Annotated in this window: 25 protein-coding genes; all 25 read left to right on the top strand. The window is 47.7% G+C overall.

What is annotated here, in order from left to right; all coding sequences use genetic code 11:
* Window positions 1-35 precede the first annotated feature (35 nt).
* The 25 genes from hemW (at window position 36) to glyS (ending at window position 24,800) form a co-directional block, all read left to right on the top strand.
* Complete coding sequence (gene hemW, locus DHBDCA_RS12570; protein WP_015044602.1) at window positions 36-1,373, top strand: radical SAM family heme chaperone HemW; 1,338 nt, start codon at window positions 36-38, stop codon at window positions 1,371-1,373.
* Window positions 1,374-1,531: 158 nt separating this feature from the next.
* Window positions 1,532-2,326: a heat-inducible transcriptional repressor HrcA gene (gene hrcA, locus DHBDCA_RS12565; protein ID WP_015044601.1), complete on the top strand. Its 795-nt coding sequence runs from the start codon at window positions 1,532-1,534 to the stop codon at window positions 2,324-2,326.
* 17 nt (window positions 2,327-2,343) lie between these two features.
* The gene (locus tag DHBDCA_RS12560; RefSeq protein ID WP_242825025.1) at window positions 2,344-2,799 is read left to right on the top strand and encodes an HrcA family transcriptional regulator; all 456 of its coding nucleotides are present in this window, start codon (window positions 2,344-2,346) and stop codon (window positions 2,797-2,799) included.
* Window positions 2,750-3,325, top strand: coding sequence for a nucleotide exchange factor GrpE (gene grpE / locus DHBDCA_RS12555; RefSeq protein WP_015044599.1), 576 nt, complete (start codon window positions 2,750-2,752; stop codon window positions 3,323-3,325). The genes DHBDCA_RS12560 and grpE overlap by 50 nt, the downstream gene beginning before the upstream one ends.
* Before the next feature lie 91 nt (window positions 3,326-3,416).
* Window positions 3,417-5,276, top strand: coding sequence for a molecular chaperone DnaK (gene dnaK, locus DHBDCA_RS12550; protein ID WP_015044598.1), 1,860 nt, complete (start codon window positions 3,417-3,419; stop codon window positions 5,274-5,276).
* A 314-nt stretch (window positions 5,277-5,590) separates the two neighbouring features.
* On the top strand, window positions 5,591-6,733 hold the full coding sequence (dnaJ, locus tag DHBDCA_RS12545) for a molecular chaperone DnaJ (RefSeq protein WP_015044597.1): 1,143 nt from the start codon (window positions 5,591-5,593) through the stop codon (window positions 6,731-6,733).
* Window positions 6,734-6,777: 44 nt separating this feature from the next.
* Window positions 6,778-7,704 carry a 50S ribosomal protein L11 methyltransferase gene (gene prmA / locus DHBDCA_RS12540; RefSeq protein ID WP_015044596.1) on the top strand — a complete coding sequence of 309 codons (927 nt, stop codon included), beginning with the start codon at window positions 6,778-6,780 and terminating at the stop codon, window positions 7,702-7,704.
* Between the two features lie 22 nt (window positions 7,705-7,726).
* Complete coding sequence (locus DHBDCA_RS12535) at window positions 7,727-8,464, top strand: RsmE family RNA methyltransferase (protein ID WP_015044595.1); 738 nt, start codon at window positions 7,727-7,729, stop codon at window positions 8,462-8,464.
* Between the two features lie 73 nt (window positions 8,465-8,537).
* Window positions 8,538-9,989 (top strand): tRNA (N(6)-L-threonylcarbamoyladenosine(37)-C(2))-methylthiotransferase MtaB, encoded by a 1,452-nt coding sequence (mtaB, locus tag DHBDCA_RS12530; RefSeq protein WP_015044594.1) that lies wholly within the window; start codon window positions 8,538-8,540, stop codon window positions 9,987-9,989.
* 86 nt (window positions 9,990-10,075) lie between these two features.
* Window positions 10,076-10,933 (top strand): hypothetical protein, encoded by an 858-nt coding sequence (locus tag DHBDCA_RS12525; RefSeq protein WP_015044593.1) that lies wholly within the window; start codon window positions 10,076-10,078, stop codon window positions 10,931-10,933.
* 91 nt (window positions 10,934-11,024) lie between these two features.
* Window positions 11,025-11,369 carry a histidine triad nucleotide-binding protein gene (locus tag DHBDCA_RS12520; protein WP_015044592.1) on the top strand — a complete coding sequence of 115 codons (345 nt, stop codon included), beginning with the start codon at window positions 11,025-11,027 and terminating at the stop codon, window positions 11,367-11,369.
* Between the two features lie 141 nt (window positions 11,370-11,510).
* Complete coding sequence (gene rpsU, locus DHBDCA_RS12515; protein WP_015044591.1) at window positions 11,511-11,687, top strand: 30S ribosomal protein S21; 177 nt, start codon at window positions 11,511-11,513, stop codon at window positions 11,685-11,687.
* A gap of 15 nt (window positions 11,688-11,702) precedes the next feature.
* Window positions 11,703-12,158: a GatB/YqeY domain-containing protein gene (locus tag DHBDCA_RS12510; RefSeq protein WP_015044590.1), complete on the top strand. Its 456-nt coding sequence runs from the start codon at window positions 11,703-11,705 to the stop codon at window positions 12,156-12,158.
* 217 nt (window positions 12,159-12,375) lie between these two features.
* Entirely contained in the window at window positions 12,376-12,648 is a 273-nt protein-coding gene (locus DHBDCA_RS12505) for a YabP/YqfC family sporulation protein (protein WP_015044589.1), read from the top strand.
* Between the two features lie 2 nt (window positions 12,649-12,650).
* A complete protein-coding gene (gene yqfD / locus DHBDCA_RS12500; RefSeq protein ID WP_015044588.1) occupies window positions 12,651-13,853 on the top strand; it encodes a sporulation protein YqfD in 1,203 nt (400 codons plus the stop codon).
* A gap of 32 nt (window positions 13,854-13,885) precedes the next feature.
* On the top strand, window positions 13,886-14,866 hold the full coding sequence (locus tag DHBDCA_RS12495; protein WP_015044587.1) for a PhoH family protein: 981 nt from the start codon (window positions 13,886-13,888) through the stop codon (window positions 14,864-14,866).
* 6 nt (window positions 14,867-14,872) lie between these two features.
* Window positions 14,873-17,128 carry an HD family phosphohydrolase gene (locus DHBDCA_RS12490; RefSeq protein WP_015044586.1) on the top strand — a complete coding sequence of 752 codons (2,256 nt, stop codon included), beginning with the start codon at window positions 14,873-14,875 and terminating at the stop codon, window positions 17,126-17,128.
* A gap of 46 nt (window positions 17,129-17,174) precedes the next feature.
* On the top strand, window positions 17,175-17,789 hold the full coding sequence (gene ybeY, locus DHBDCA_RS12485; RefSeq protein WP_015044585.1) for an rRNA maturation RNase YbeY: 615 nt from the start codon (window positions 17,175-17,177) through the stop codon (window positions 17,787-17,789).
* 15 nt (window positions 17,790-17,804) lie between these two features.
* The gene (locus tag DHBDCA_RS12480; RefSeq protein WP_015044584.1) at window positions 17,805-18,170 is read left to right on the top strand and encodes a diacylglycerol kinase family protein; all 366 of its coding nucleotides are present in this window, start codon (window positions 17,805-17,807) and stop codon (window positions 18,168-18,170) included.
* A 233-nt stretch (window positions 18,171-18,403) separates the two neighbouring features.
* The gene (cdd, locus tag DHBDCA_RS12475) at window positions 18,404-18,823 is read left to right on the top strand and encodes a cytidine deaminase (RefSeq protein ID WP_015044583.1); all 420 of its coding nucleotides are present in this window, start codon (window positions 18,404-18,406) and stop codon (window positions 18,821-18,823) included.
* Between the two features lie 63 nt (window positions 18,824-18,886).
* Entirely contained in the window at window positions 18,887-19,804 is a 918-nt protein-coding gene (gene era / locus DHBDCA_RS12470) for a GTPase Era (protein ID WP_015044582.1), read from the top strand.
* 98 nt (window positions 19,805-19,902) lie between these two features.
* Window positions 19,903-20,544: a deoxyribose-phosphate aldolase gene (deoC, locus tag DHBDCA_RS12465; RefSeq protein ID WP_015044581.1), complete on the top strand. Its 642-nt coding sequence runs from the start codon at window positions 19,903-19,905 to the stop codon at window positions 20,542-20,544.
* Between the two features lie 129 nt (window positions 20,545-20,673).
* Window positions 20,674-21,417: a DNA repair protein RecO gene (recO, locus tag DHBDCA_RS12460; protein WP_015044580.1), complete on the top strand. Its 744-nt coding sequence runs from the start codon at window positions 20,674-20,676 to the stop codon at window positions 21,415-21,417.
* Between the two features lie 429 nt (window positions 21,418-21,846).
* Window positions 21,847-22,725 (top strand): glycine--tRNA ligase subunit alpha, encoded by an 879-nt coding sequence (glyQ, locus tag DHBDCA_RS12450; RefSeq protein WP_015044578.1) that lies wholly within the window; start codon window positions 21,847-21,849, stop codon window positions 22,723-22,725.
* A gap of 2 nt (window positions 22,726-22,727) precedes the next feature.
* Window positions 22,728-24,800, top strand: coding sequence for a glycine--tRNA ligase subunit beta (gene glyS / locus DHBDCA_RS12445; RefSeq protein WP_015044577.1), 2,073 nt, complete (start codon window positions 22,728-22,730; stop codon window positions 24,798-24,800).
* Window positions 24,801-25,008 lie beyond the last annotated feature (208 nt).

Below are 25,008 nucleotides of genomic sequence, written 5' to 3'. Positions count from 1 at the left end.
GTAAATATTAAAAATCGTTGTATTAGGTGATTCGTATGACTTCTTTATATGTTCATGTTCCGTTTTGTGTAAAAAAATGTTCTTACTGCGCATTCTATTCGGTACCTTATACTGCTCCCATTATCGCAGACAGTAGAATATCCGGTAGCGTAGATGGGGCTGACCATATGTTATTATCAGACCCGGCCTCCGATTTGGTCTTCGTCTATTTGCGCGGACTGGAGCGGGAGCTTGAGTTGCGAGCTAAGGAAGCCTCCCAGGGGGTTTCTTCTCTTTTTATTGGGGGCGGAACGCCCACGGTTCTGGATGCCAGTCAGCTTGATCGGCTGCTGAGTCTGATTTACCGGTATTATTTTAAGGCCCTGAGCCGGACAGACTCGATAGAACTATCTGATCCGATAAGGGATCCCCGTATCAATACTTCCAGGACCGGTCAGGTCCTAGAAAAAACAATTGAGTGTAATCCCGGCATACTCGACCGGGAGAAATTGATGCTCTGCCGGACGTACGGGATCAACCGGATATCGCTCGGCGCTCAGAGCTTTGATGACCATCTGCTGAAAAGCATCGGCAGAATCCATACCGCGGAGGATATTCACAGGAGCGTCACCCTTATTAGACAATCGGGGATAGATAACCTGAACCTTGATCTGATTTTTGGACTTCCGGGACAGAAAATGGGAGATTGGCAGGATACGCTTCGCCAGGCCATCGCATTGTCGCCTGAACACCTTTCACTCTATGCACTTACGCTTGAGGAAGATACCCCGCTGCATAAAGAATATGCATACAGTCAGGCAGGCAGTCCGGACTGCAAAGAAACCTTGGATGGCTTGAACAGCCGGAATCGCCTGGATTGTCTGCCGGATGATGACTTGCAGGCCGATATGTACGAATGGGCGGTTTCTTATCTTCAAAGCTGCGGCTATGGCCGCTATGAAGTTTCCAACTTTGCGAGGCCCGGTTTTGAATGCAAACATAACCGGTCTTATTGGCGAGGGCAGGATTATATAGGTCTTGGACCGGGGGCAGTCTCATGTCTGAACAATGTTAGAACCAGGAATTCAGAGGATATTGCCGGTTATACCCGGATGTTGGAATCTGGACAAAGGCCTTTGGACCCTTCGGCAACCGAAGTACTGACCAGAGAGCAGCAGATCTCTGAATTTATGATGCTGGGGCTGCGTACGGCAGATGGAATCGACACCGCAGAATTTTCTGCCAAATTTCAAACAGAAATTCAGGATATTTATGGACAAATTTTGCAAAACTATATTGATAGAGATATTTTCCGGCTTGCCGAAGGCAGGTTGAAAATTAACCCTGCCTGCTTTTTCGTGCTCAATGCGGTTCTGGTGGATTTCATTTTGTAGCTAAATTTAACGATGCTCTAAGCTGAATTGCAGCTGGATTGTACACGATTCGATGATTATTCCTCTTGACATTATTTTACCATCATGCTAAATTATGTTCAGATGATTAGCACTCACCTTAGTAGAGTGCTAACAAATCAATCGGAGGTGGCACTTTGATGGAAATGGATGAAAGAAAACACAAGATTTTAAAAGCGATTGTGCAGGATTATATTGCCACCGCGGAGCCTGTCGGTTCCAGAACCGTTTCCAAAAAGTTTGAGCTGGGGGTGTCTCCGGCGACGATCCGCAATGAGATGGCAGATCTCGAAGAGTTGGGACTTATTGAACAGCCCCATACATCTGCAGGAAGGATTCCTTCCGACTCAGGCTATCGCTATTATGTCGATTATCTGATGGACCCTTTAAGCCTGAACCATGATGAAAAGAAAAATATCAACCAGGAGATCACCAGCAGACTCAGCGAAGTGCAGGAAGTCATCGAATACACTGGAAAGCTTATTTCCCAGGTGACGAACCTGACCAGTATTGTACTTGGACCAAAAAGCCGAAGCGGTATTCTAAAGAATTTGTATTTTCTCCCCTACGAGCAGGGGAAGGCCATCATGGTGACCGTGAAAGAGAATGGTTCGGTAGAGAATAATATTGTCGATATCGGTCCGGATACAAGCCCGGAGGAACTTCAGATTCTGGCGAATATTTTCAACCAGAAAATGAGCGGAACCAGGGTACAGGATCTGAAAAAAGGCCTGATCAACGAAATATACAGCGAGCTCTCCAGAAAACGCCGAATTATTGATGGAATGATGGGTATTTTGGAAAGAATGTTTGATGATAAGGATGGAGAGTCCGAAGAACGGGTCTACCTTGGTGGGACATTAAATATGCTTGATCAGCCTGAATTCAGGGATATCAATAAAGTTCGAAAAAACGCCGAATTATTGATGGAATGATGGGTATTTTGGAAAGAATGTTTGATGATAAGGATGGAGAGTCCGAAGAACGGGTCTACCTTGGTGGGACATTAAATATGCTTGATCAGCCTGAATTCAGGGATATCAATAAAGTTCGAAGTCTCTTTTCCGTATTTGAGGAGAACAATAAGCTGAAGGAGCTTCTAAGTCATGATCAAAAAGGATTAAGTATCATGATCGGAGCGGAAAATGCTGATCAGGTATTTAAAAATTGCAGTATTATATCTGCAACCTACCAGATTAACGGGAAACAGTTTGGTTCAGTGGGAGTTTTGGGTCCGACCAGAATGGATTACGGCAAAGCGATTGCGATTGTAGACTATATGAACAAACAGCTTGACCGAATTGCTGACAGAGAGGCACCAGAGGACCCGGACTTAGATCAAGAAGGGAGGCAACTGCGTGAACAAAGAAAAAACAAATCAAGCGTCTGCAAACGCTCAGGAAGATAAAGAAAACCAGAACATTGGGCAGGAGAATGAAGAATGCCTGACTGAGGAGATTGACCCTGTCGATCATTTGCAGCGCCTGCGTGAGGAAATCGAAGAGCATAAGTCCAAAGCGGAAGACTATTATGCCCAGATGCAAAGACTGAAAGCTGAATTTGACAATTTCCGCAAAAGAACTCAGAAGGAAAAAGAAGACACTGCCCGGTATGCTTCGGAAAGGGTCATTCAGTCCCTGCTGCCGGTCCTCGATAATTTTGAAAGAGCGATTGCTTCCAGTCGAAAAAACAAAGATTTTGAAGCATTATCCCAGGGTGTGGAAATGATCGAAAGAATGTTTGTGAAAGTTCTGGAAGATGAGGGGCTCAAAATCATTGAAACCGTCGGCCAGGAATTTGATCCGAATCTCCACGAAGCCCTGCTGAAAGAAGAATCCGACCAGCCGGAGAATATGATTCTGGAAGAACTTCAAAAGGGATATTATCTGAAGGATAAAGTGATCAGGCCCAGCCGGGTCAAAGTTTCAGGCTGATAGTATTAAGCTAAATCTCAGTATGATCAAAGAGTATATGAGTTGAAAGAAACGAAAAATACGATATGAGAATTTGCAAGGAGGAAATCAAATGGGTAAAGTAATTGGTATTGACTTAGGAACCACCAACTCTTGTGTTGCAGTACTTGAAGGTGGTGAACCTGTTGTAATCCCTAATCCTGAAGGAGCGCGCATTACACCTTCAGTCGTCGGCTTCTCCAAGAACGGCGAGAAACTGGTAGGTCAGGTGGCTAAACGCCAGGCTGTTTCCAATCCGGACAACACGGTTAGTTCGATTAAGCGTCATATGGGCACTAGCTATAAAGTGACTTTGATGGATAAATCCTATACACCGCAGGAAGTATCTGCAATGATCCTGCAGAAGCTCAAAGCTGATGCGGAAGCTTATCTGGGGTCTTCAGTCACTCAGGCTGTCATCACCGTTCCGGCGTATTTTACCGACGCCCAGCGTCAGGCTACCAAAGATGCCGGCACGATCGCCGGTCTTGAAGTTCTGCGTATTATCAACGAACCTACTGCAGCAGCACTGGCTTATGGACTTGACAAAGAACATGACCAGACCGTACTCGTTTACGACCTTGGCGGCGGAACATTTGACGTCTCGATCCTCGAACTGAGTCAGGGAATGGTCGAAGTTAAAGCGACAAATGGGAACAACCTTCTCGGCGGTGACGACTTTGACCAGCGTTTAATGGATTACATTGTTGCCGAATTTAAGAAGAGCAACGGTGTTGATCTTGCCAAAGACCGGATGGCCCTGCAGCGTCTGAAGGAAGCTGCTGAAAAAGCCAAAATTGAGCTTTCCGGCGTTGCCCAGACGAATATTAACCTGCCGTTTATCACGATGTCTGCTGAAGGGCCGCTTCATCTGGATATGAATATCACCCGCGCCAAATTTGAAGAACTTGTAGCAGATTTGATCGAAAAAACAATGGGACCTACCCGTCAAGCGATGGAAGATGCCAAACTTTCCTTCAACGAAATCGATCAGGTGATTCTTGTCGGGGGATCTAGCAGAATCCCTGCAGTCCAGGAAGCCATTAAGAGAATCAGTGGCAAGGAACCACATAAAGGTGTTAACCCGGATGAAGTCGTTGCGCTCGGCGCGGCTATCCAGGGCGGGGTACTGGCCGGTGAAATGAAAGATATTGTTCTGGTTGACGTTGCCCCGCTTTCCCTCGGGATTGAGACCCTGGGCGGTGTATTCACCAGGATCATTGATCGGAACACGACCATTCCGACCACCAAATCCCAAGTCTTCTCGACTGCAGCCGATAGCCAGACTTCGGTAGATATCCATGTGCTTCAGGGTGAGCGCGAGATGGCTGCTTACAATAAGACGCTCGGCCGCTTCCAGCTTACCGGAATTCCGCCTGCCCCAAGAGGTGTGCCGCAGATCGAAGTCAAATTTGACATTGACGTAAACGGTATTGTACACGTTTCGGCGAAAGATATGGCAACCGGTAACGAACAGAAAGTAACCATCACGGCTTCAACCGGCTTAAGCAAAGACGAAATTGAAAAGATGCGTCAGGATGCCGAGGCCAATGCTGAGAAAGACAAACAGGCCAGAGAACTGATTGATGCCAGAAATCAAGCAGATTCACTGGCATACCAGGCTGAAAAGACCCTGAAGGACTTTGAAGGCAAAGGCGACGCCGCCGAGCGGGATGCGATCAAGAAGGCTGCTGAAGAACTCAGAGCCACGGCCGGCAGCGATAATGTCCAGGAAATTAATGCGAAATCGGAAGCGCTGACCAAAATCCTCTATCCGTTTGTGGAAAAAATGTATCAACAGCAGGGAGCACCCGGTGCAGGTTCGCAGGGACCTGACGCGGGACCAAATCCAGGACAGCAGGATACCGGAGCCGGCAAGGAAGATGACAATGTTGTCGATGCTGAATATACCGAAGTGGACAAGGATAAATAAACAGAATCAGTATTAATCAGATCATTTGTTTAATCGATTAATCATGAAGAGTCTGCAGATAATAACGATATTGAAACATAAAAGTACCGGTATTTAGCCTCAAAGCTAAATACCGGTACAACGCGCCTTGAATCTTAACATATTAATGATAATGGTAGTATAATGATACATTAGAAAGAGTCTATAGGTAATCAAAAGGGTCTAAGGGTGCAGCAGTATCTTTGGACCTGCTTCGGCATTCGGAGGAATGCAGGTCTTATTTATGTCTCATGCGGTCTTGTATTGATATTTAGGGAGGAGTTTCAGCTTAAATTATGAAACGCGATTACTATGAAGTTCTGGGTGTCAGCAAATCTTCCGGCGTGGATGAAATTAAAAAAGCTTACAGGAAGATAGCAAAGGAAAACCATCCCGATGTCAAACCGGGAGATAAGCAAGCGGAAGAACGCTTTAAGGAAGCTACCGAGGCTTATGCGGTATTGAGCGATCCGGATAAGAAAGCAAAATATGACCAATATGGCCACTCCGGGGTGGACTTTAACGGACAGGGCTTTGGAGGATTTGGCGATTTCTCTGATTTTGCTGATTTCGGCCTTGGAGATGTTTTTGAAATGTTTTTCGGCGGTGGTATGGGCGGAGGCTCCAGAAGAAAAGGCCCGGTGAAAGGCGCCGATTTGAGATATGATCTGTCCATCACGCTGCATGAAGCTGCCTTTGGCATAAAGAAGCAGATTGAAGTTCCGGTCTCAGTATACTGTACCGAGTGCGGAGGAAGCGGCGCGGCTCCCGGCACGAATCCGACCACGTGTTCACAATGCGGCGGTACCGGGCAAATCAGGGCAACTCAGCGTACACCGTTCGGGCAGATCGCTACGACCAAGACTTGTGCTGCTTGTGGCGGAAAAGGGACAATGATCAGCTCTCCGTGCAGCAAATGCAACGGCAAGGGTAAAGTGAAAGAAGTTAAAAAGATCGAAGTCGATATCCCAGCAGGCACGGAGGATGGATTAAGTCTGCGTTACAGCGGTTATGGCGAGGCTGGAGAAAGAGGAGGACCGTCCGGAGACCTGTATGTTGTTCTGCTCGTTAAGAAGGATGAATTCTTCCAGAGAAACGGCAATGATATCTACGTTGAAATTCCGATCACTTTTGTTCAGGCCGCCCTGGGTGATGAAATCGACGTGCCTACCCTTCACGGAGATGTCAAAATAAAGATACCCGAAGGAACCCAGACATCGAAAGTCTTCAGAATCAAAGGAATGGGTGTTCCTTACCGGAGAGGCAGCGGGTGCGGTGACCAGCATGTCAGGGTGATTGTAGCAACGCCTACCAAACTCACGGAAAGGCAGAAAGAGCTGCTCAGCGAATTTGGAAAAATAACGACCGAAGGCCAGCAGCTTGGTAAAAAATCGCTTTGGGACAAGGTGAAGGATAATGTCCGGGATGCTATCGGTTAATTGCAGTTTAACGGCGAATAAGATCTGAGAAAAGGGAGTTTGCAATGGATTGGACTGAGATAGCGGTAACAGTATCATCTGAGGGAGAGGAGGCTGTTACCGATCTTTTTTATCGGATAGGCAGCAAGGGTGTGGTTGTCGAATCGCCTGAGCTGATTAAAGGGTATGTTGAATCCGGGATCTGGGATTATCACATCTATGCGGATTTAGAAGTAACGGGAAAGTGTGTGGTCAAGGGTTATTTCCCGGAGGATGAAAGCTTAAGTCCCAGGATCGCCTCCTTACGGGAAGAACTTCTGCTCTTCAAGGAATTATTTCCGGACTGGATGGTGGAAACGAATTCCGTGATGGTGAAGGAAGAAGACTGGGAGAATGAATGGAAGCAATACTTTAAACCAGTCCGAATCGGCAAACGCTTCCTGATCAAACCGACCTGGGAACAGGCGGATACGCAGGATCAGGTGGTCATCATTGAGATTGATCCCGGGATGGCTTTTGGGACGGGTACCCATCCGACAACCGCTCTCTGCCTGGAGGCGCTGGAAGACCATATTCAGGAAGGTTCGGACGTCTTTGATATTGGCACCGGCTCCGGGATCCTGGCTGTGGCGGCCGCCAAGCTCGGCGCAAATGTCCAGGCCGGAGACATTGACGGCCTGGCTGTGCGGATTGCGCGGCAAAATGCAGCGCTGAATCACATGGAAGATAAAATTAAGGTCGAAACGGGAAACCTCGGTGAGGTCTTTACGGGGAAAGCTGATGTCGTCATCGCCAATATCATCGCGGATGTAATCATTGAACTCCTGCCTTCCCTGCCTCAGCTGATGAAACCGGAGGGTATCCTTCTTGCTTCCGGCATCATTGATACCCGGGAAGACAATGTACTGGAAAAAATGAATGCGGCAGGCCTCCGCTGTATCGGAAGGCTTGAAGATGCAGGCTGGGTGCTGCTGAAAGCTACGTTTGCTTGAGTGTATCGAGAGAGGGAATCCTATGCACCGTTTTAAAATCTCGTCCCGCGAAAAGGACACTTTTAACATAACCGGAGAAGAACTTCATCACCTGACTCATGTGGTGCGGCTTGAATGCGGCGCTAAAGTCATGGGCTTTGATAATTCCGGCGGTCAGTGGGTCGGGGTCATTGAAGAACTAGCCAGGGACTCAGCCTGCTGCAGAATTGTTGAAGAGGAATTCCCTGACGTGGAAGCAAAGGCAAGGGTATACCTTGTCATGGGACTGGCCAAGGGAGAAAAGATGGAGTGGGTCATCCAAAAAGGGACTGAGCTCGGAATGGCCGGACTTATCCCTTTAAGGACGAAACGGTCTGTCCTGCAACTGGAAGGAGCTAAAGCACGGGACAGGGTGGTCCGTTGGCAAAGAATCGCAGCTGAGGCTGTGAAACAATCTCACCGGGTCATCGAACCGGAAATTATGGAAGTAGCCGATTGGACGCAACTGAAGGGACTACTGCCGGCAGAGACGCAGTGGCTGATTCCTTATGAAGATGAAAAGACGCACTCCTTAAAGGAAGTGCTTCAGGGATATGAACCCAGATACCCGATTGCTGTGCTTATCGGGGCCGAAGGGGGCTTTGCGCCGGAAGAGGTGGCCTGGGCCGAGGAAAAACTTCAGGCCAGGAGTGTCTCTTTGGGACCGCGTATTCTGCGGACAGAGACGGCAGCTCTGGCAGCTCTTGTGATGGCTCTCGCTTACTTCGGCGATCTTGGATAGATGCTTTGATCATATTTTATGTTAGTTCATAAGCCAGAAGAATTTTTATATTTTCTATTCGGGCAGTTATTTGATGGATGTTGTATTGTTAAGAGGAAAAGAAGCCAAGCGTATGAATAAAGAAGATAAGCAGATGATAACCGAAAACATGAAAAACGCAGAAGGCTTGAAGGTAAGTTTTCTGACGCTTGGCTGCAAGGTCAACCAGACTGAAAGCGAAGCACTTTCTCAGCTGCTGGCCGGTGAAGGTTATAAGACCGTCCAGGAGGCTGATTCTGCCGACATGATCATTATTAATACCTGCACCGTAACCGGTAAAGGGAGCATGAAATCCCGCAAGCTCATCCGTAAGATGGTCAAGGATCATCCGGGGGCGATCATCGCTGTCATGGGCTGCTATGCCCAGCTAAGTCCTGATGAGGTTGCAGGGATCGATGGAGTTGGTCTGATCATGGGAACTCAGGACCGGAGTTCCCTGCTTCAGTTTTTACGCGATATTCAGGATGAACGTGCTGCCGGTGCTTCAGCAAAGAAGCCGGCCGAACCTTTAAGACCTCTCCGCAAGGTCAAAAGTTTTGAGGAAAGCGTGAAATATGAGGAGCTTCCGCTGATCAAAAGTGAGAGCCGGACACGGGCCATGCTGAAGATTCAGGATGGCTGCAGCCAGTTTTGTACATACTGCATCGTACCCTATACCAGGGGGCCGTCACGTAGCCGTGATCCTGAAAATGTCTACCGGGAGGCCAGGGAACTTTTGAAGGCAGGATACAAGGAAATTGTACTGACCGGTATTCATATCGGCGCCTTTGGCAGGGACTTTACCGATAAGAATATGAATCTGGGACTTCTGGTCAGTGAGCTGGTGAAACTTCCGGGGATGAAGAGACTCCGGCTTGGTTCGATTGAACCGATGGAGTTTTCACTGGAATTACTGGAGGTTATTGCTGCCAATGCAGCAGTATGCCCCCATTTCCATATTCCGCTTCAGAGCGGTTCCAACAAGATCCTGGGAAAAATGAACAGACCTTATACGATAGAGGATTATGCTGCTTTGCTGAAGCAGATAAGGGCCAGAGTTCCAGACGCGGCAATCGCCTCCGATATTATGGTCGGCTTTCCCGGAGAAACAGATCAGGATTATCAGGACGGCCTGCGTTTTATTGAGAGCTGCGAATTTTCCGGTATTCATGTTTTCCCTTATTCCCGGAGGCCCGGTACGCCCGCGGCGGATATGCCGGAGCAGATACCCAACCGTATCAAAACAGCCAGGGTCAGGGAACTGATTCAGATCGGTCAAAAGAGCCGAAGAAAATACGAGAGAAAATTTATTGGAAAACAGCTTGAAGTACTTTTGGAGAATGTGGATCAAGACGGAAGAGCCCGCGGACATACCCGAAATTATCTGGAACTTCGAATTCCGTCCAGCCTGGCTGAGAGCGATCTCATCACTTATGCTGTCCGTGAGGAGGATCTGGTTTCTGTCCCAGGAAACGCTGCTAGCAGAGAAATCAATGAAGCTGAATAAAGCACAATTTGTCAAATGGTGTTTAATCTTCTAATATTTTATAATATAATAATTAACAAATAATCCTCAAAACACAAGGAGCCACAATGAAGAAGATCGGGAATTGGAAGAAGCCCCTTATTATTGTGTTAATTGTAGTCATTGCGCTGGGTGTATTATTATTAAAAGCACCATTGTACGCACAAGTCCGAAGCTATGCGGTGATGTGGGCTTACACCAAATATGAAAATTCCAAGAGCCTGATGGATAAACAGCAAGTCTCTGTTCAGATCCCGGGTGGTTCCAGTACGGAAGAAAAAGACTGGTACCCGTTTGTCATGGTGTTTAACGATAATGAAGGTTTTTCACAGTACACCGGAAGAGACCTTTCCCTGTCGATACTCTATAATTTTGGCGCGTTCAGCTGGAATTACGGTTCGTCCACGCTTTACAAGGATGATTCGCCTTATTATGCGAGCTTCTATGGGGGATATCTGATCAAGGACAACTCTGGGCAAAGCAAGTATGGTTTTTCTGCAGATGGAAAGCTGAATATCAGTGAAATAATGGCTGTAACAGAATATGATTATAAGAAGCTGGTCCTGGACAGCCTGGGCTGCCCTGCCGAGCAGCAAAAAATGGATGTTCTTTCCTCCGAGGTCAAGAGCGGAGTCCCGTATGCGGGTTATGAGGGCTGGGAACAAATCGATGCAATCATCCTGGTAAACAGTCCGGCCCACAAATATGAAGGCAGCCGTCGGGCTTACATTCAGTACGGCAATCCGCTCAAAAAAACCAGCCTGGAGGATTTCCCGCTGATTGCATCCCGTACAAGAATTTATGCGAGATATTTTAAGGAGTTTGACAGTACAGTCTTTTTGTATATTTTGACTCCTTTTGCAGATACGCTGGAGCAATGCGACCAACAAATTCTCAGTAAGACAGTGATTGCGAAAAGCGAATAACCCGGAAGCAAAGGACATTAATCTAAACAGTAGGAACATGTAGGTTTAGAGTTGATAGGGTATTAAGGATACAAAATTGGAGGTTCGGTTCGTGGACAATTGTATTTTTTGCAAAATCGTCAACAAGGAGATTCCTTCAACCATTGTTTTTGAGAACGATGACATTCTGTGCTTTAAGGATATTAATCCCGTGGCGCCTGTTCACATTCTGGTTATTCCGAAAAAGCACCTGACCAGTCTGAATGATCTGACAGAAGATGACATGGCTGTGACCGGCAGGATTTTTGTCCTGATCAAGCAGCTTGCAGCAGAATTCGGGGTCGCGGAATCGGGCTACAGGGTTGTTGTGAACTGCGGACCTGACGGAGGTCAGGAAGTCGGACATCTGCACTATCATCTGATCGGCGGCAAGCCGCTGGGCAAGAAAATCGGCTAAACATCTTTTGGAAAAACCGTCAGATTAGGACTGAGTTGTGTTTTGATATGCAAAAAAAGCAGGCTCCTTCCAGCTTGACGTGTCCATATTCATCCTTTATAATTATTTCGTATCATTTACCAGTGGAGGGAGGGATAAAAAATGAGTGAAGTCAGAGTCGGTAAAAATGAATCCCTGGATTCCGCACTCCGCCGGTTCAAGCGAAATTGTCAACGTTCGGGGGTATTATCGGAAGCTCGCAAACACGAGCATTACGAGAAGCCAAGCGTTAAGAGAAAAAAGAAATCTGAGGCTGCGCGGAAACGTAAATTCAAATAAGGGAGTTGGCTCCAATTGTCCCTGAAGGATCGTCTGATTGAGGATATGAAGACAGCTATGAAGGCCAAAGAGGAGGGGAAGGTTAGACTTTCTGTTATCCGAATGGTACGGGCTGCCATCAAATACGCTGAGATAGACAAGAAAATGGAGTTCAACGATGATAATCAGGTTATCGAGGTTCTTGCCCGCGAGTTAAAAATGCGGCGGGATGCGATGGAACAGTTTGCCAACGCGAACAGGCCCGACAAAGTTCAGGAGCTCGAAGAGGAAGTCGCCATCCTAATGGAATACTTACCTCAGCAGCTCACTGAAGGGGAAATCCGCGAAATAGCTAAAGAAATCATCGCTGAAACCGGTGCCCAAGGCCCCAAAGATCTGGGGAAAGTCATGGGAATTATTACGCCGAAGATAAAAGGAAGAGCCGAAGGGAAGCTTGTGAATCAAGTCGTGAGAGGACTCTTGGGTTCCTAAAAAAGAGTAGTGAAAAACTGCCGCTAAATAAGCGGCAGTTTTTTTAACGGTAAACTTACGGTTTACGCCATGTACCTGAATGGCTCTTCGGCTGTTGCGCCATCCAATCTGTTCTTTCGTTTCCCTCTGTTCTCCGCTGTTCTCCTGATCTCCCGCTAACTGCTTGGACTATTCTCTGCTCCTGATGCATAGACATGCTATGAAGGGAGTGGTAAGCGTGCTGAAAAGGCTTCAGAAACATGCTGGTGAGATCCTGGAGTTTCCGACGGATGTCCTGGATAACGGACCTAAAATAACCATTATCGGACGCAGTGAGATCATCATAGAATATTTTGATGAAGTGGTCGGATTTTCGGATCAGGAGATTACTTTGCGGACTTCCGAGGGTAAACTCTGTCTTAACGGAGATAAATTCATCCTTACAGCTGTGCAGGATCATGAGATCAGTATCCGCGGCCGGTTAACCGGACTAAGCTTTGGGGAGGGCTGAAGGTGTTCGGAAAATTTGGCAGGTACCTGCACGGAAGGGTAACCATTCAAGCGCAGGGTAAGAATTTAGCTGGATTTATTAATGAGGCGCTTAAAGACAGGATTGAATTTTATAATGGAAAAAAATTGACGGATAGCTTTTTGGCCGAGATCAATGCTGCAGATTTCAGGCGTTTGCGCAAGGCAGCCAAAAAAGCAGGAATCAAAATCAACATCCGGAACAGATACGGGTTTCCGTTTGTAGCGCTACGCTGGCAAAAACGCAAGGGTCTGATTTTTGGTGTTTTTATCATCATTGCAGCACTCACGGTTCTTTCTCAGTATGTGCTTTCCATTAGTGTGGAAGGAAACAGCAGGGTATCAGCGAATCAGATTATTGCTGAAGCCGGGAAAGCCGGCTTAAATAAATGGGTGCTGAAAAGTTCCCTTGACCTTGATCAGATGAGCAAACAAGTTCAAGAGAGCATGCCTGACCTGGTCTGGATGACGATGGAAGAGCGCGGAACGAATATCAAAATCAGAGTCGTGGAAAAAACCCTGCCGCAAACCGTTTTATTCCAGGGAGATCTTCTGGCAGCCAAAACAGGCTATGTGGAAGATGTGATCGTCATTCAGGGGCAGGCGCTAATTGCTGAAGGACAGCTGGTTACCGCCGGACAGGTTTTGATCAAGGCTGCAGGAGGAATGACGGAATACAGCTTTGACGTATCTGGTCAGAACAGAGCCAAACAAAACGCGACCGATGCGCCGGCGGCCAAAGGCTTTGTCCGGGCAAGGGTCTGGTACAGCGCGGACAAGATTATTCCCCTGGAAGAAGACAGGACGGAAAAGACAGCAAATAGGACCAATGGCTGGGGAATAAAAATAAATAATCGTGTAATAATGATAATGAATCAGGACAGCCCCTATTCAGATTCGATCCAAGAAACCTGCACATATGCATTGCCCGATTGGAGGAATTGGCGTTTTCCTGTCGAATTGTTAAAAGTACATTATGAAGAAACTCAAAAAGTACATGTAAGCCGTACAGCAGCAGAAGCAAAGAAGCTTGCCGAGACCCTGGCCAGGGAGGAATTGAAACAAAAACTGCCTTCAGGGGTCAAAGTACTGCACGATAAAGTCCGGATCCTTTCATCCAAAAAAGGAACGGAACATGTCAGGGTTGAAGTTGAGACCTTTGAAGATATCGCGGTATATAAAAAATAAGCAAATATCTTTGCATTTGGAGGAACTCACACTTGCGTAATGAATCAAAACTCAACCTAAAAGATAAAGAAGAAGCATTAAACCTGTTCGGTCTCGAGGACGTCAACTTAAGATTTTTGGAAGAGCGTCTCGGCTGTCAGATTGTTTTTCGCAGTGAAGAGATGACGATTTCAGGTGAAGAACAACAGGTCAAGCTTGCCGAAGCAGTCCTCAGACAGCTTCTGGACTTAATTCGGAAAGGCAATACACTGACCCTGGCCGATGTAACGTATGTTGTTTCCCAGGTGGAAGAGGGCAGCGTGAAGGATATGGCTCAAAACCTCACCCATATCATCGCGACGACGCAAAGGGGGCGCCCGATCAAACCCAAGACGCTCGGACAGGCCAAGTATGTTAAAGCCATTGCCAAGGATTCACTCGTCTTTGGCATCGGACCCGCCGGGACAGGAAAGACCTATCTGGCGGTGGTCATGGCGGTCAAGGCGCTGAGGGCCAAAGAAGTGAACAGGATTGTTCTCACCCGGCCTGCGGTGGAAGCCGGAGAAAAACTCGGTTTTTTGCCCGGCGATTTGCAGGAGAAGGTCAATCCGTACCTCAGGCCGCTCTATGATGCGCTCTATGATCTTCTTGGACCGGAAACGACCGCGCGGTATATTGAGAAAGGCACGATTGAGATTGCTCCGTTGGCCTATATGCGCGGGCGTACGCTAGACGATTCATTTATTATTCTGGATGAGGCCCAAAATACATCCCCGGAGCAAATGAAAATGTTTCTGACCAGGCTTGGATTTGCCTCCAAAGCAGTGGTTACCGGTGACATTACCCAGGTTGACCTTCCCCGCGGTAATTATTCAGGGCTGATTGAAGTACAACATATCCTGAAAGGTATCGGAGATATTTCCTTCCATTACTTTACTTTGGACGATATTGTACGTAACCCGCTTGTACAAAGCATTATTCACGCTTACGATGCGCAAGATATAAAAGAGGACAAGCAGTCCGGTAAGGATTGATGGGACTTGAATAAAAAATTGAAAACAATGCTTTTGCCTAAAAAGACCAAGAATGCTATGACAAAATACCAGATAGCATTATTTGTGCTGTTCTTTATTCTTTTAACCGCGATATTGGCCTCGGATCTTTTTCAGTCTAAATTAAATATTGAATCCGGTGAGCCCAGTCCGGAATTGATCACGGCACCTTATGAAAAGAAAGTGACAGATCTCGCCAAGTTCCAGGAAGAACAGGAAGCAGCGGCAAATGCAGTCGGACCTGTTTATATGGCCGATGACGATCAAATCTCCAACTTGTCAAAAGATTTGGATCGGACATTTGAGATTCTGGCGGATCAGAAAGATTCTAAGGACAGTCTTACAGAAAAAATGGACGAGCTCCGCAAGAAAGTCCCTTATAGCGAATTATCGAACAGCACGCTTGAAGCGCTGCTGAATTTGTCTGATCACGAGATTGTATCTGCCTCCGGAACTAGTTCAGTTGTCATCCTTGGGATAGCAAGCGATGCCGAGACCGGAGCGAGATCTCAGGCAGAAGTATCACTTTTACGGGACCGAATGAGTGAACAGATCAATCAATCCAACGTAACTGAACCTGTGAAAGAACTTATAAATAAATTTATTGAACAGTGTGTGATCAAACCGACACTGACCATCGATGAAGAAGCGACAAAGAAAATGCAGGATATTGCCATTTCTAAGGTTAAACCATCCATCCGGACCTATCGAGAAAATGAAAAAATTATAGGACCGGGGGAAATTGTTGATGATCAGATTTATCAGGCCCTGCAGGCGTACGGATTGATCAAAGTAGAATCTCCATGGAAGCCGGCTTCCGGTATTGCAATTATTGTCCTGGTTTCGATGATTATTTTGATTTTGTTCGCCTACCAGTTCAGCCCCGACACGTTTACCCACTGGCAAAGGATGGTGCTGATCGGACTTCTGATGATTGTTGCGCTGGCCATGGGTAAAGCCTTTATGGCGATCAGTCTTGGGGACAATGATTTAAACACTTTGACGGCTATCCTGATACCTGCGGCCTGGGTTACGATGACGGTTACACTCCTGCTTGGCGTTAAGATCGCAGTTCTGGTAGGCGTCATTCTGGCTATTTTCACCGGGATGATGGCAGATCCAGGGAATATGGGAGCAGCAGGTTCGCTGGCAGCCTTATTTTCTTTGCTTAGCGGCATCGTCGGCATACAGGGTGTTGCTAAACTGGACCGCCGTTCTGAGCTGGCCAGGGCAGGATTGTTTGTGGCTTTGGTAAACATTGCCCTTGTAAGCGGTGTTGCCTTGATCCTTCAGATTAGTCCGACCGATTGGCTGATCGGATGCATGCTGAGCGTTGCCAACGGATTTCTGACGTCTGTTCTTACCATGGGTGTTTTGCCTTGGCTGGAACAAGGCTTTAACATTACATCGGCTGTAAGGCTGTTGGAATTATCCAACCCGAATGCGCCGCTGTTGAAAAGCTTATTGATCGAAGCGCCAGGGACTTACCATCACAGCGTCCTGGTCGGAAATCTGGCCGAAACTGCCGCTGAAGAAATTAAAGCTGATCCTGTGCTGGTTAGAGTCGGCGCGCTCTATCATGATATCGGCAAGCTGAAGAGACCGTATTTCTTTATAGAAAACCAGTTTTCCAAGGATAATCCCCACGAAAAGATTGCCCCGACGCTTAGTTCCCTAATTATCATTTCCCATATCAAAGACGGACTAGAAATGGCCAAAGAGCATAAGCTTCCATCCAATATTCAGGATATTATTGCGCAGCACCACGGGGACAGCACGGCATCGTTCTTTTACCATAAAGCACTCGAAGAGAATCCGGATATTTCGGAAGAAGCTTTCAGGTATGACGGGCAGCGTCCCCAGTCTAAAGAGGCGGCGCTGGTTCTTCTGGCGGATAATGTTGAAGCAGCCGTTCGTTCCCAGAAGGACAGTTCGCCGGGAAAAATTGAAGGATTGGTGCGTAAGATTATCAAGGAGAAATTTGATGAGGGCCTGCTTGACCAATGTGACTTAACCTTTAAGGACCTGGATAAGATATCTATAGCATTTGTTAAGGTTCTAAGCGGAATATTCCATTCCAGGATCGAGTACCCTGAATTGCCGTCAGCCAAGACCAAAGTGGCAGAGGAAGCGGGCACTGGTCAGAAACAGGAGGAACCCAAAACGCAAAAAGAGAATGAGTCTCCGACTAAGCAGGACAGCGAGCCTGGTTCGCCGTCTGAAAAAAATAATTCTCACGGATAGGGGGGAGAAAAAGACTTGCTCTTTAAAGGCAGGTCTTTTCTGAGAAATGGAACTAGATATCAGTTGGGAAGAGGATTCTGTTGCAGAAGATGAACAAAATAAAATAGCAAAATTGCTTCGTGCGGGCATTCAGAAAGCGCTTCTTGAGGGAGGCGGCCAGGATGACGCTGAGATCGGACTTGTCCTGACCAATGATGAATCCATTCATCTCCTGAATAAGACGTACCGCGGAATTGACAGCCCTACGGACGTCCTGTCTTTTGCCCTTCGGGAAAAGGGGGAAGGGGAGCCGGAGATTTATTTTAATCCTCAGTCGGACAAAGATAAGAAAGAACGGCTTGAGTATTCTCTCGAAGAAATTATCGACGAAGAAGATGATAAAGATCTTGACGAATACGAAGAAGATAATTTTGAGGAGTACGAAGAGGATGACGATGATTTGAGCTACTGCGATACGACTCTCGGTGATATCGTGATTTCTGTCGAAAGAGCTCGTTCTCAGGCCATTGCGTATGGGCATTCCTTTGCCAGAGAGATTGTTTACCTGGCAGTGCACGGAACACTGCACCTTCTGGGGTACGATCATGGCAGTGAGGAGGATTCCAGTGTCATGAGGCGTCTGGAGGAACAGGTTATGGATCAGCTGAGCCTGCTGCGCTGACAAGGGGGAAGAATAATGCCGGATATCCATAAGCCTGCTGGTTTTATCGGCAGCTGCAGACGGTCTTTGCAAGGGATTGCTTACTCGCTGAGAACAGAAAAACACCTCAGATTTCATTTTTTTGTCGCTGCGGTTGTTGTTCTGGCCGGCGCTTACTTTCGTCTTTCAGGCATTCACTGGCTATTTATTATTTATGCCATTGGCAGCGTTCTGGTGGCGGAATTGTTCAATACCGCGCTGGAAAGCGCGATTGATTTGGCTGAACCCGGGTACCATCCCCTTGCCGGCCTCGGCAAGGATGTTGCTTCCGGTGCCGTACTGGTTGCCGCCATACAGGCCGTGATTATCGGAATCATTATATTCGGATCTTATATTTTTTAGGGTAGGTCTGTGGGCAACAATACCGCCTTTCGGCCGTTGCGTCTTCCTTGACTTGTCGCTCCTTGCCCTCCATGGCACCGCGACATTAGGCCATCCGTGGCCGTCAAAAAGCCGCGCTCCGCATCGTGCTCCGCTCACGGCGGAACTGTGGCCCACAGACTGATTACAAGATACCTCTGATAAGAATAGTTTGCATGTCGTTAGATTTCTCTAATCTAAGGGGGCGGATGTGGATGAGGAATGATCAGTCTATAGATATCAACCAGACTGCGGAGCTGATTCGCCAGGCGCATCAGGCTTGTGAAGATGCTTATGCCCCTTACTCTTGCTACAAGGTTGGAGCCGCCGTTCTCTGGGAATCCGGGAGGATCACTTCCGGTGTTAATGTCGAAAATGCCTCTTACGGACTGACTGTTTGTGCGGAACGCAATGCTGTGTTCCATGGGATCGGTTTGGGGGAAAGGCGGATCAAAGCGGTTGCTGTCACAGTTCCACGCGAGGAAATGCCATCCCCATGCGGGGCCTGCCGACAGGTGATCCGGGAGTTCGCAACGGATTGCCTTGTTTTGCTCAGCAATGGCGGCGGAGAAATCAGGCAAATCAGTTTGAACGATCTTCTCCCTGATTCGTTTGGTCCGGAGTTTTTAAAATAAGCATTTTAAATACACAATTTTATTTATGATACGAGACTTCATGATATAAGGAAGGTAAAGCATTTGAACAAACAAGAGAAAAAAGGTTTTCGATCGGGTTTTGTTGCGGTGATCGGACGGCCCAATGCCGGGAAGTCGACCTTGCTGAATACGCTTTTGGGCCAGAAAGTGCTGATTATATCCGACAAGCCGCAGGCAACCAGAAACAGAATCCGGTGTATCCTTACCGAAGAACGCGGGCAGATCATCTTTTTTGACACGCCCGGTATTCATAAACCGAAGCACCGTCTGGGTGAATACATGGTCGCGGCCGCCAAAAGCACTTTGCAGGGCGTCGATTTTGCGATATGCGTCGTCGATGTCTCTGTACCGTTTGGATCGGGGGATGAATACGTGCTTCAGGTCATTAAGGACAGCGGAGTTCCATGCATTCTGGCCTTAAATAAAATTGACCTGATTTCCAAGGATCAGCTGCTGGAGAAAATAGCCGACTTTGCCAAAATAGCAGATTTTAAAGAAATCGTTCCAATTTCAGCTTTACAGTCCGAGAATACCACGAAGTTAATGGATCTGATTTTTGAAGCACTTCTGCCTGGCCCAATGTACTTTCCGGATGATGTCGTCATTGACCAGCCGGAGAAGTTTGTCGTTGCAGAGCTGATCAGAGAAAAGCTGATGAACCTGACCAGAGAAGAAGTTCCGCACTCGGTCGCTGTCGTGGTCGATAAGATGGAAGAGAAAAAATCCCTGATTAAGATAGAGGCTGTGATCCTCGTCGAACGTGATTCCCAGAAAGGAATTGTGATTGGCAAGGAAGGAAATGTCTTAAAAGAAGTCGGAAGGCTCGCCCGGGAAGAAATTGAAACGCTGCTGGGCAGCAAGGTATTCCTTGAACTTTGGGTCAAAGTCAAGAAGGACTGGCGCAACCAGAATAACCAGCTCAGGGATCTGGGATATAATCTGAAGGACCTGAAAGAATAAATGTCGCGGGGTACATTAGGGTTATTAAAAAAATAGGGTATCTTAGAATATTAGCGATACGGGAAAGTATAAAAGAACGCTGAAGGGAAGGTAGACTTATGAAAATTGCCGGAAGAATTGACCATACGCTTCTGAAATCTGAAGCGACGGAGAAGGATATCGTCGGTCTTTGTCATGAGGCTGTCAAACACGGTTTTGCTTCCGTTTGTGTAAATCCCGTGTATATCTGTACCGCCGCACGCCTGCTGCACGGAACGAGTGTCATACCGTGCACGGTCATAGGTTTTCCACTTGGAGCTGCGTTTACCGAAATAAAGATGCAGGAGATTCTGGCAGCGAAAGCCCATGGTGCGCGGGAAGTCGATGCCGTGATGTGCATCGGCAAAGCCAAATCCGGCGATTGGAAGGCCGTGCAGCGTGACGTGAATTTGATGGTTCAGACGGCACAGGGCTGCGGTCTAAAAATAAAAATGATTATTGAAACCGGGCTTTTGAACGAGGACGAAAAGCAGAAGGCGGCTGAAATTGTCCGGGAAGCCGGAGCAGACTATATCAAAACATCGACCGGTTATTTTGGTGGCGCAACAGTTGAAGACGTCAAGAACCTGAAAAACTGGACAGGCCCTGGTGTTAAAGTCAAAGCATCCGGCGGAATCAAGACGAAAGAGTTTGCCTTGGAACTGATCAAAGCAGGTGCCGACAGACTCGGAACCAGTTCCGGGATCGTAATAATCCAGTAGTATTTAGTTCTTAGATGTATTAACTGTTTAGTCAATAGAAATTACATAAATAGGAATGCTATCCAAATAGATAGCATCTATTGAAGATATAATAGGGAATAAAGACACGACCGGGGATGATGTTGGGATATGGCGGTCTATCAGGCGGATGCAATTGTGATCCGCAGCAGGGAGTATGGTGAGTCGGACAGGCTTATCACGCTTTTTTCAAGGGAAAAAGGAAAGCTGGAGGCTGTGGCCAAGGGGGTTCGGAAACCCAAAAGCACCCAGAGGGGCGGGACGCAGCTTTTTACGTATGCCGATTTTTTGCTGTACAGGGGGAAAACACTGGATACGGTGAATCAGGCTCAGCCCCGGGAAAACTTCATCCATCTCTGGGACGATTTTGACCGGACGATCACCGCGTCGGCAATGGTCGAGCTGCTGGATATTTCTACTGTCAGGGAACAGCCTGATCCGGAACTGTTCACCCTTACCTTAAGCTTTCTTTTTTTGCTCAAACATCTTGACCCGTATATGGCTCAGGCCGCTTATGCGCTTAGGCTCATGCACCTGCAGGGTTATCTGCCGTCGATGGAGGGTTGTACCGAATGCGGCAGAGACCTTTCCGGCGAACAGGTCTATTTGAGTGCGGAGGCCGGAGGTTTTCTTTGCGCAGCCTGTAAAAACAACCGGATTGTCAAAGCGCTGAATCCGGGAAGCCTGGCCCTGATGCGCCAGCTGTACCAGGCCGATCTCGTGAAGATTGATCGACTGCGCTGGAACAAAAAAATGCGGCAGGAAATCCTCGAAAGTCTTTGCCATTACTGTGAACAGAAATTTGAACGCAAACTCCTGGCCTGGAGACAAGGCAGTGAGTTCTGGAACAAGTGAGTTCTGGAAGAATTGACAGTGAAGCTTTATTGGCATATAATATTTCAGATAAAGGTATACTGCATATAAGCAGCTTCCTTTTTATGAAAATATTTTGTCCGCATAGATGGAAAAGATGCCTGCAATAGCCGCTAAGAGAGTCCGGGAGGGTGAGAGCCGGACAGGTGAAAACAGGTTGGGCAGTCTGGAGCGGATCAGGTTCAAAGAGGATTCCAAGTTACGTGACAAAGTTACGTAAGTATATTGGAACCAAGCAGGGTGGAACCGCGGGAAATACTCTCGTCCCTGCAGCAATTATTTGCTGTATGGATGGGGGTTTTTATTTGTATATCGGAAAGTATAATACTTTCTGATATCTAAGTGCAGCTAAGTCTGCCGCCAAAGGCTTGGCGCCAGACAAGTTTTCTATATTTGAACGGAGGAAATCATATGAAATTTCAAGATCTTATTCTGGCTCTTAACCAGTTTTGGGGAGAGCAGGGATGTATTATTGCTCAGCCCTACGATATTGAAAAAGGCGCAGGAACGATGAACCCGGCCACTTTTTTACGGGCGCTGGGACCGGAACCCTGGAATGTGGCTTATGTGGAGCCGTCCAGGCGTCCGACCGACGGCAGATACGGTGAAAACCCGAACCGTCTGCAGCACTATTTTCAATACCAGGTCATTCTGAAGCCTTCGCCGGATAATGTCCAGGAGCTTTATCTGGAAAGCCTGGAGCGACTCGGAATTAATCCGGCCGACCATGATATCCGGTTTGTGGAAGACAACTGGGAGTCCCCTACACTGGGGGCCTGGGGCCTTGGTTGGGAAGTCTGGCTGGACGGCATGGAAGTCACGCAGTTCACCTACTTTCAGCAGTGCGGCGGCATTGACTGCAAACCCGTCTGCGCAGAAATTACGTATGGGATAGAAAGGCTGGCGACCTTTATTCAGGGCAAGGACAGCGTCTTTGATATTGAGTGGGTCGGAGACATTAGCTACGGTGATATTTATCTGCAGAATGAAATTGATTTTTCACGCTACAACTTTGAAGTGGCTGACATCGATGCGCTGCGGCAGTGGTTTGATATGTACGAGAAGGAATCAGAGCGGACCGTCCAGGCAGGCCTGGTCGTGCCGGCCTACGATTATGTACTGAAATGCTCTCACGCGTTTAACCTTCTGGAAGCCCGGGGGGCGATCAGTGTGACGGAAAGAACCGGGTACATTGCCAGAGTAAGACACCTGGCCCGTCTGTGTGCCCAGGCCTATGTCACCCAGAGGGAAACACTCGGGTTTCCTTTACTGAAAAAAAGGGGGGAATAAAAATGAGCAAGGACTTTTTACTGGAAATTGGCATGGAAGAAATGCCCGCCAAATTTGCACCAGGTGCTGTGGCCCAACTGGAGAACAATGCCCGAAAAATGCTGGCGGAACTGCGTTTAGCGTATAAGAATCTGCAGTGCTATGTGACACCGAGGCGTCTGGCGCTCTATGTAGAAGCTCTGGCTGAGAAACAGCAGGATATCAGTGAGGAAGTCAAAGGACCTGCCCAGAAGGCAGCGTTTGATGCTGAAGGCAAACCGACCAAAGCTGCTGAAGGATTTGCGCGCGGACAGGGCGTCAAGACCGAAGACTTTTTTCTGAAAGAAATCAATGGCGTGCCCTATGTGTATGCTGTAAAATACCAAAAAGGCGAAGAAACCGAAAAGCTGCTGTCACAGGTCTCGCTGAATCTTGTTACGAGCCTCAACTTCCCGAAACCGATGCGCTGGGGAGATTATGAGATCCGTTTTGCACGCCCGATCCGCTGGCTTATCTCCTTGTTTGGCGACGAGGTAATCCCTTTCAGCTATGCCGGAATTCAGGCCGGAAGAACCTCACGTGGACACCGTACGCTTGGCAGCTATATCCGGATCGTTCAGCCGGCTGAATATCTGAATGCGCTGGAATCGGTTTTTGTGCTGGCTGACCAGGAGAAAAGAAAACAGAATATCTGGAGCCAGATCCAATTGTTGGCCGCTAAGGTCGGCGGCAAAGTCGACCAGGACGAGAACCTGCTGACTGAGATCTGCCATCTGGTGGAATATCCGACCGCTCTTCTGGGCGAAGTCGATGTCAAATATATGGTCCTGCCGGGAGAAGTCATCACCACGCCGATGAAGGAACATCAGCGTTATTTTCCGGTCAGGACGGAAGACGGCAAATTGCTGCCATACTTCATTACGGTACGGAATGGTGATAGAACCTCGCTCGATATCGTGAAAGAGGGCAATAAGAAAGTGCTCAAAGCCCGTCTGGAAGATGCTGCTTTCTATTACCGGGAAGATCTGAAAAGTCCGCTGCATACCCTGATTCCGAAACTGGGCAGGGTTGTGTATCACGAGAAACTTGGTACTGTCGGACAAAGGGTCGCCCGTCTTCAGAAACTGGCCGTCGCGATTGCGAACGAAATGGGTCTGGATATAAAAGAAACAGCACAGGTCGACCGGACGGCCTATCTGGCCAAAGCAGACCTTGTGTCGCACATGGTTTACGATTTCCCTGAACTCCAGGGAATCATGGGTGCGTACTATGCCGGAAGCAATGGTGAAGACCCGGCGGTGTGTGCCGGAATCCTTGAACATTACCGGCCGCGTCATGCCGGAGATGCGTTCCCTTCCTCTGTAACCGGGAAAGTGGTCAGTCTCGCTGATAAACTTGATGCGATCGTCGGTTCTTTCGGGATCGGCATCCAGCCGACTGGTTCGCAGGACCCGTATGCACTAAGGCGTCAGGCGCTTGGAATCGTCGGCCTGATGGTTCAAGATGAACTGGACCTGTCTCTTCTGCGGCTAATCGAAGAGTCCTACAGCATCTTCAGCACACAGGGAATTACGTTGGAATCGTTGGAGAAGATCAGACCGGCCCTTCTGGACTTCTTCGTCCAAAGGGTCCGCTACCTGCTCCAGGAATCTGGACTGCGCTACGATACGATTGATGCTGTCATGGCCCACGGAACAGAAAAGCCTGCTCATCTGATGAAAAAGGCCGTAGTACTCGCCCAAGTCAGGGATGAAGCTGACTTTGTCTCCTACAGCAACGCCTATGTCCGTTGCGTGAACCTCTGCAAGAAAGCAGCTGCCGCTGCATGGCAGGTTTCCGATTTACAAGTAAGCTCGGAGCTGGCGCTCGCCGAATGTCTGCACGAAAAAGCTCCACTGATTCGGACGGCTGTGAACGATGCGGATTTCAGGAAAGCCTACGCATTTGCTGCTGAGATCGTACCATTGATCGAAAAACTGTTTGAAGATGTCATGATCATGGTCGAAGATGAAAAGCTCAGAAATGCTCGTCTGGGATTGTTGAAGAGCTGTGTGGAAGCCCTGGGCTGTCTCGGAGACCTGACACTTCTAGCGTAGGTTCGCCTCATTTTTCAGAGGGATGACATTGATTCTCTGTATGTCTCTGTATGTCTGATTCTTCTGATGCTTGATTTAGATTATTTCTGGAGGTATTTTGGATATTTTCTTAAATGTATTTTTTATTTTTCTTTTTAATGATAAGGCTTTCCTTTTTTCGAATATGTTATATAATATAGAAATATGACATACTATATCATTGGATTAT

The sequence above is a fragment of the Dehalobacter sp. DCA genome, assembly GCF_000305775.1.
Classification (GTDB): domain Bacteria; phylum Bacillota; class Desulfitobacteriia; order Desulfitobacteriales; family Syntrophobotulaceae; genus Dehalobacter; species Dehalobacter alkaniphilus.
The sequence above is the reverse complement of the archived record's forward strand: the minus strand, read 5'-3'. Positions and strand labels throughout refer to the sequence as shown.

Excerpts from the sequence above, each read along its gene's own strand:
- DHBDCA_RS12560 (WP_242825025.1), top strand. The coding sequence starts at position 2,344 with ATGTTTGATGATAAGGATGGAGAGTCCGAAGAACGGGTCTACCTTGGT.
- deoC (WP_015044581.1), top strand. The coding sequence starts at position 19,903 with ATGAAAATTGCCGGAAGAATTGACCATACGCTTCTGAAATCTGAAGCG.
- hemW (WP_015044602.1), top strand. The coding sequence starts at position 36 with ATGACTTCTTTATATGTTCATGTTCCGTTTTGTGTAAAAAAATGTTCT.
- dnaK (WP_015044598.1), top strand. The coding sequence starts at position 3,417 with ATGGGTAAAGTAATTGGTATTGACTTAGGAACCACCAACTCTTGTGTT.
- rpsU (WP_015044591.1), top strand. The coding sequence starts at position 11,511 with ATGAGTGAAGTCAGAGTCGGTAAAAATGAATCCCTGGATTCCGCACTC.
- ybeY (WP_015044585.1), top strand. The coding sequence starts at position 17,175 with ATGGAACTAGATATCAGTTGGGAAGAGGATTCTGTTGCAGAAGATGAA.
- cdd (WP_015044583.1), top strand. The coding sequence starts at position 18,404 with ATGAGGAATGATCAGTCTATAGATATCAACCAGACTGCGGAGCTGATT.
- DHBDCA_RS12535 (WP_015044595.1), top strand. The coding sequence starts at position 7,727 with ATGCACCGTTTTAAAATCTCGTCCCGCGAAAAGGACACTTTTAACATA.
- DHBDCA_RS12525 (WP_015044593.1), top strand. The coding sequence starts at position 10,076 with ATGAAGAAGATCGGGAATTGGAAGAAGCCCCTTATTATTGTGTTAATT.
- dnaJ (WP_015044597.1), top strand. The coding sequence starts at position 5,591 with ATGAAACGCGATTACTATGAAGTTCTGGGTGTCAGCAAATCTTCCGGC.
- glyS (WP_015044577.1), top strand. The coding sequence starts at position 22,728 with ATGAGCAAGGACTTTTTACTGGAAATTGGCATGGAAGAAATGCCCGCC.
- hrcA (WP_015044601.1), top strand. The coding sequence starts at position 1,532 with ATGGAAATGGATGAAAGAAAACACAAGATTTTAAAAGCGATTGTGCAG.
- DHBDCA_RS12480 (WP_015044584.1), top strand. The coding sequence starts at position 17,805 with ATGCCGGATATCCATAAGCCTGCTGGTTTTATCGGCAGCTGCAGACGG.
- recO (WP_015044580.1), top strand. The coding sequence starts at position 20,674 with ATGGCGGTCTATCAGGCGGATGCAATTGTGATCCGCAGCAGGGAGTAT.
- mtaB (WP_015044594.1), top strand. The coding sequence starts at position 8,538 with ATGGATGTTGTATTGTTAAGAGGAAAAGAAGCCAAGCGTATGAATAAA.
- glyQ (WP_015044578.1), top strand. The coding sequence starts at position 21,847 with ATGAAATTTCAAGATCTTATTCTGGCTCTTAACCAGTTTTGGGGAGAG.
- prmA (WP_015044596.1), top strand. The coding sequence starts at position 6,778 with ATGGATTGGACTGAGATAGCGGTAACAGTATCATCTGAGGGAGAGGAG.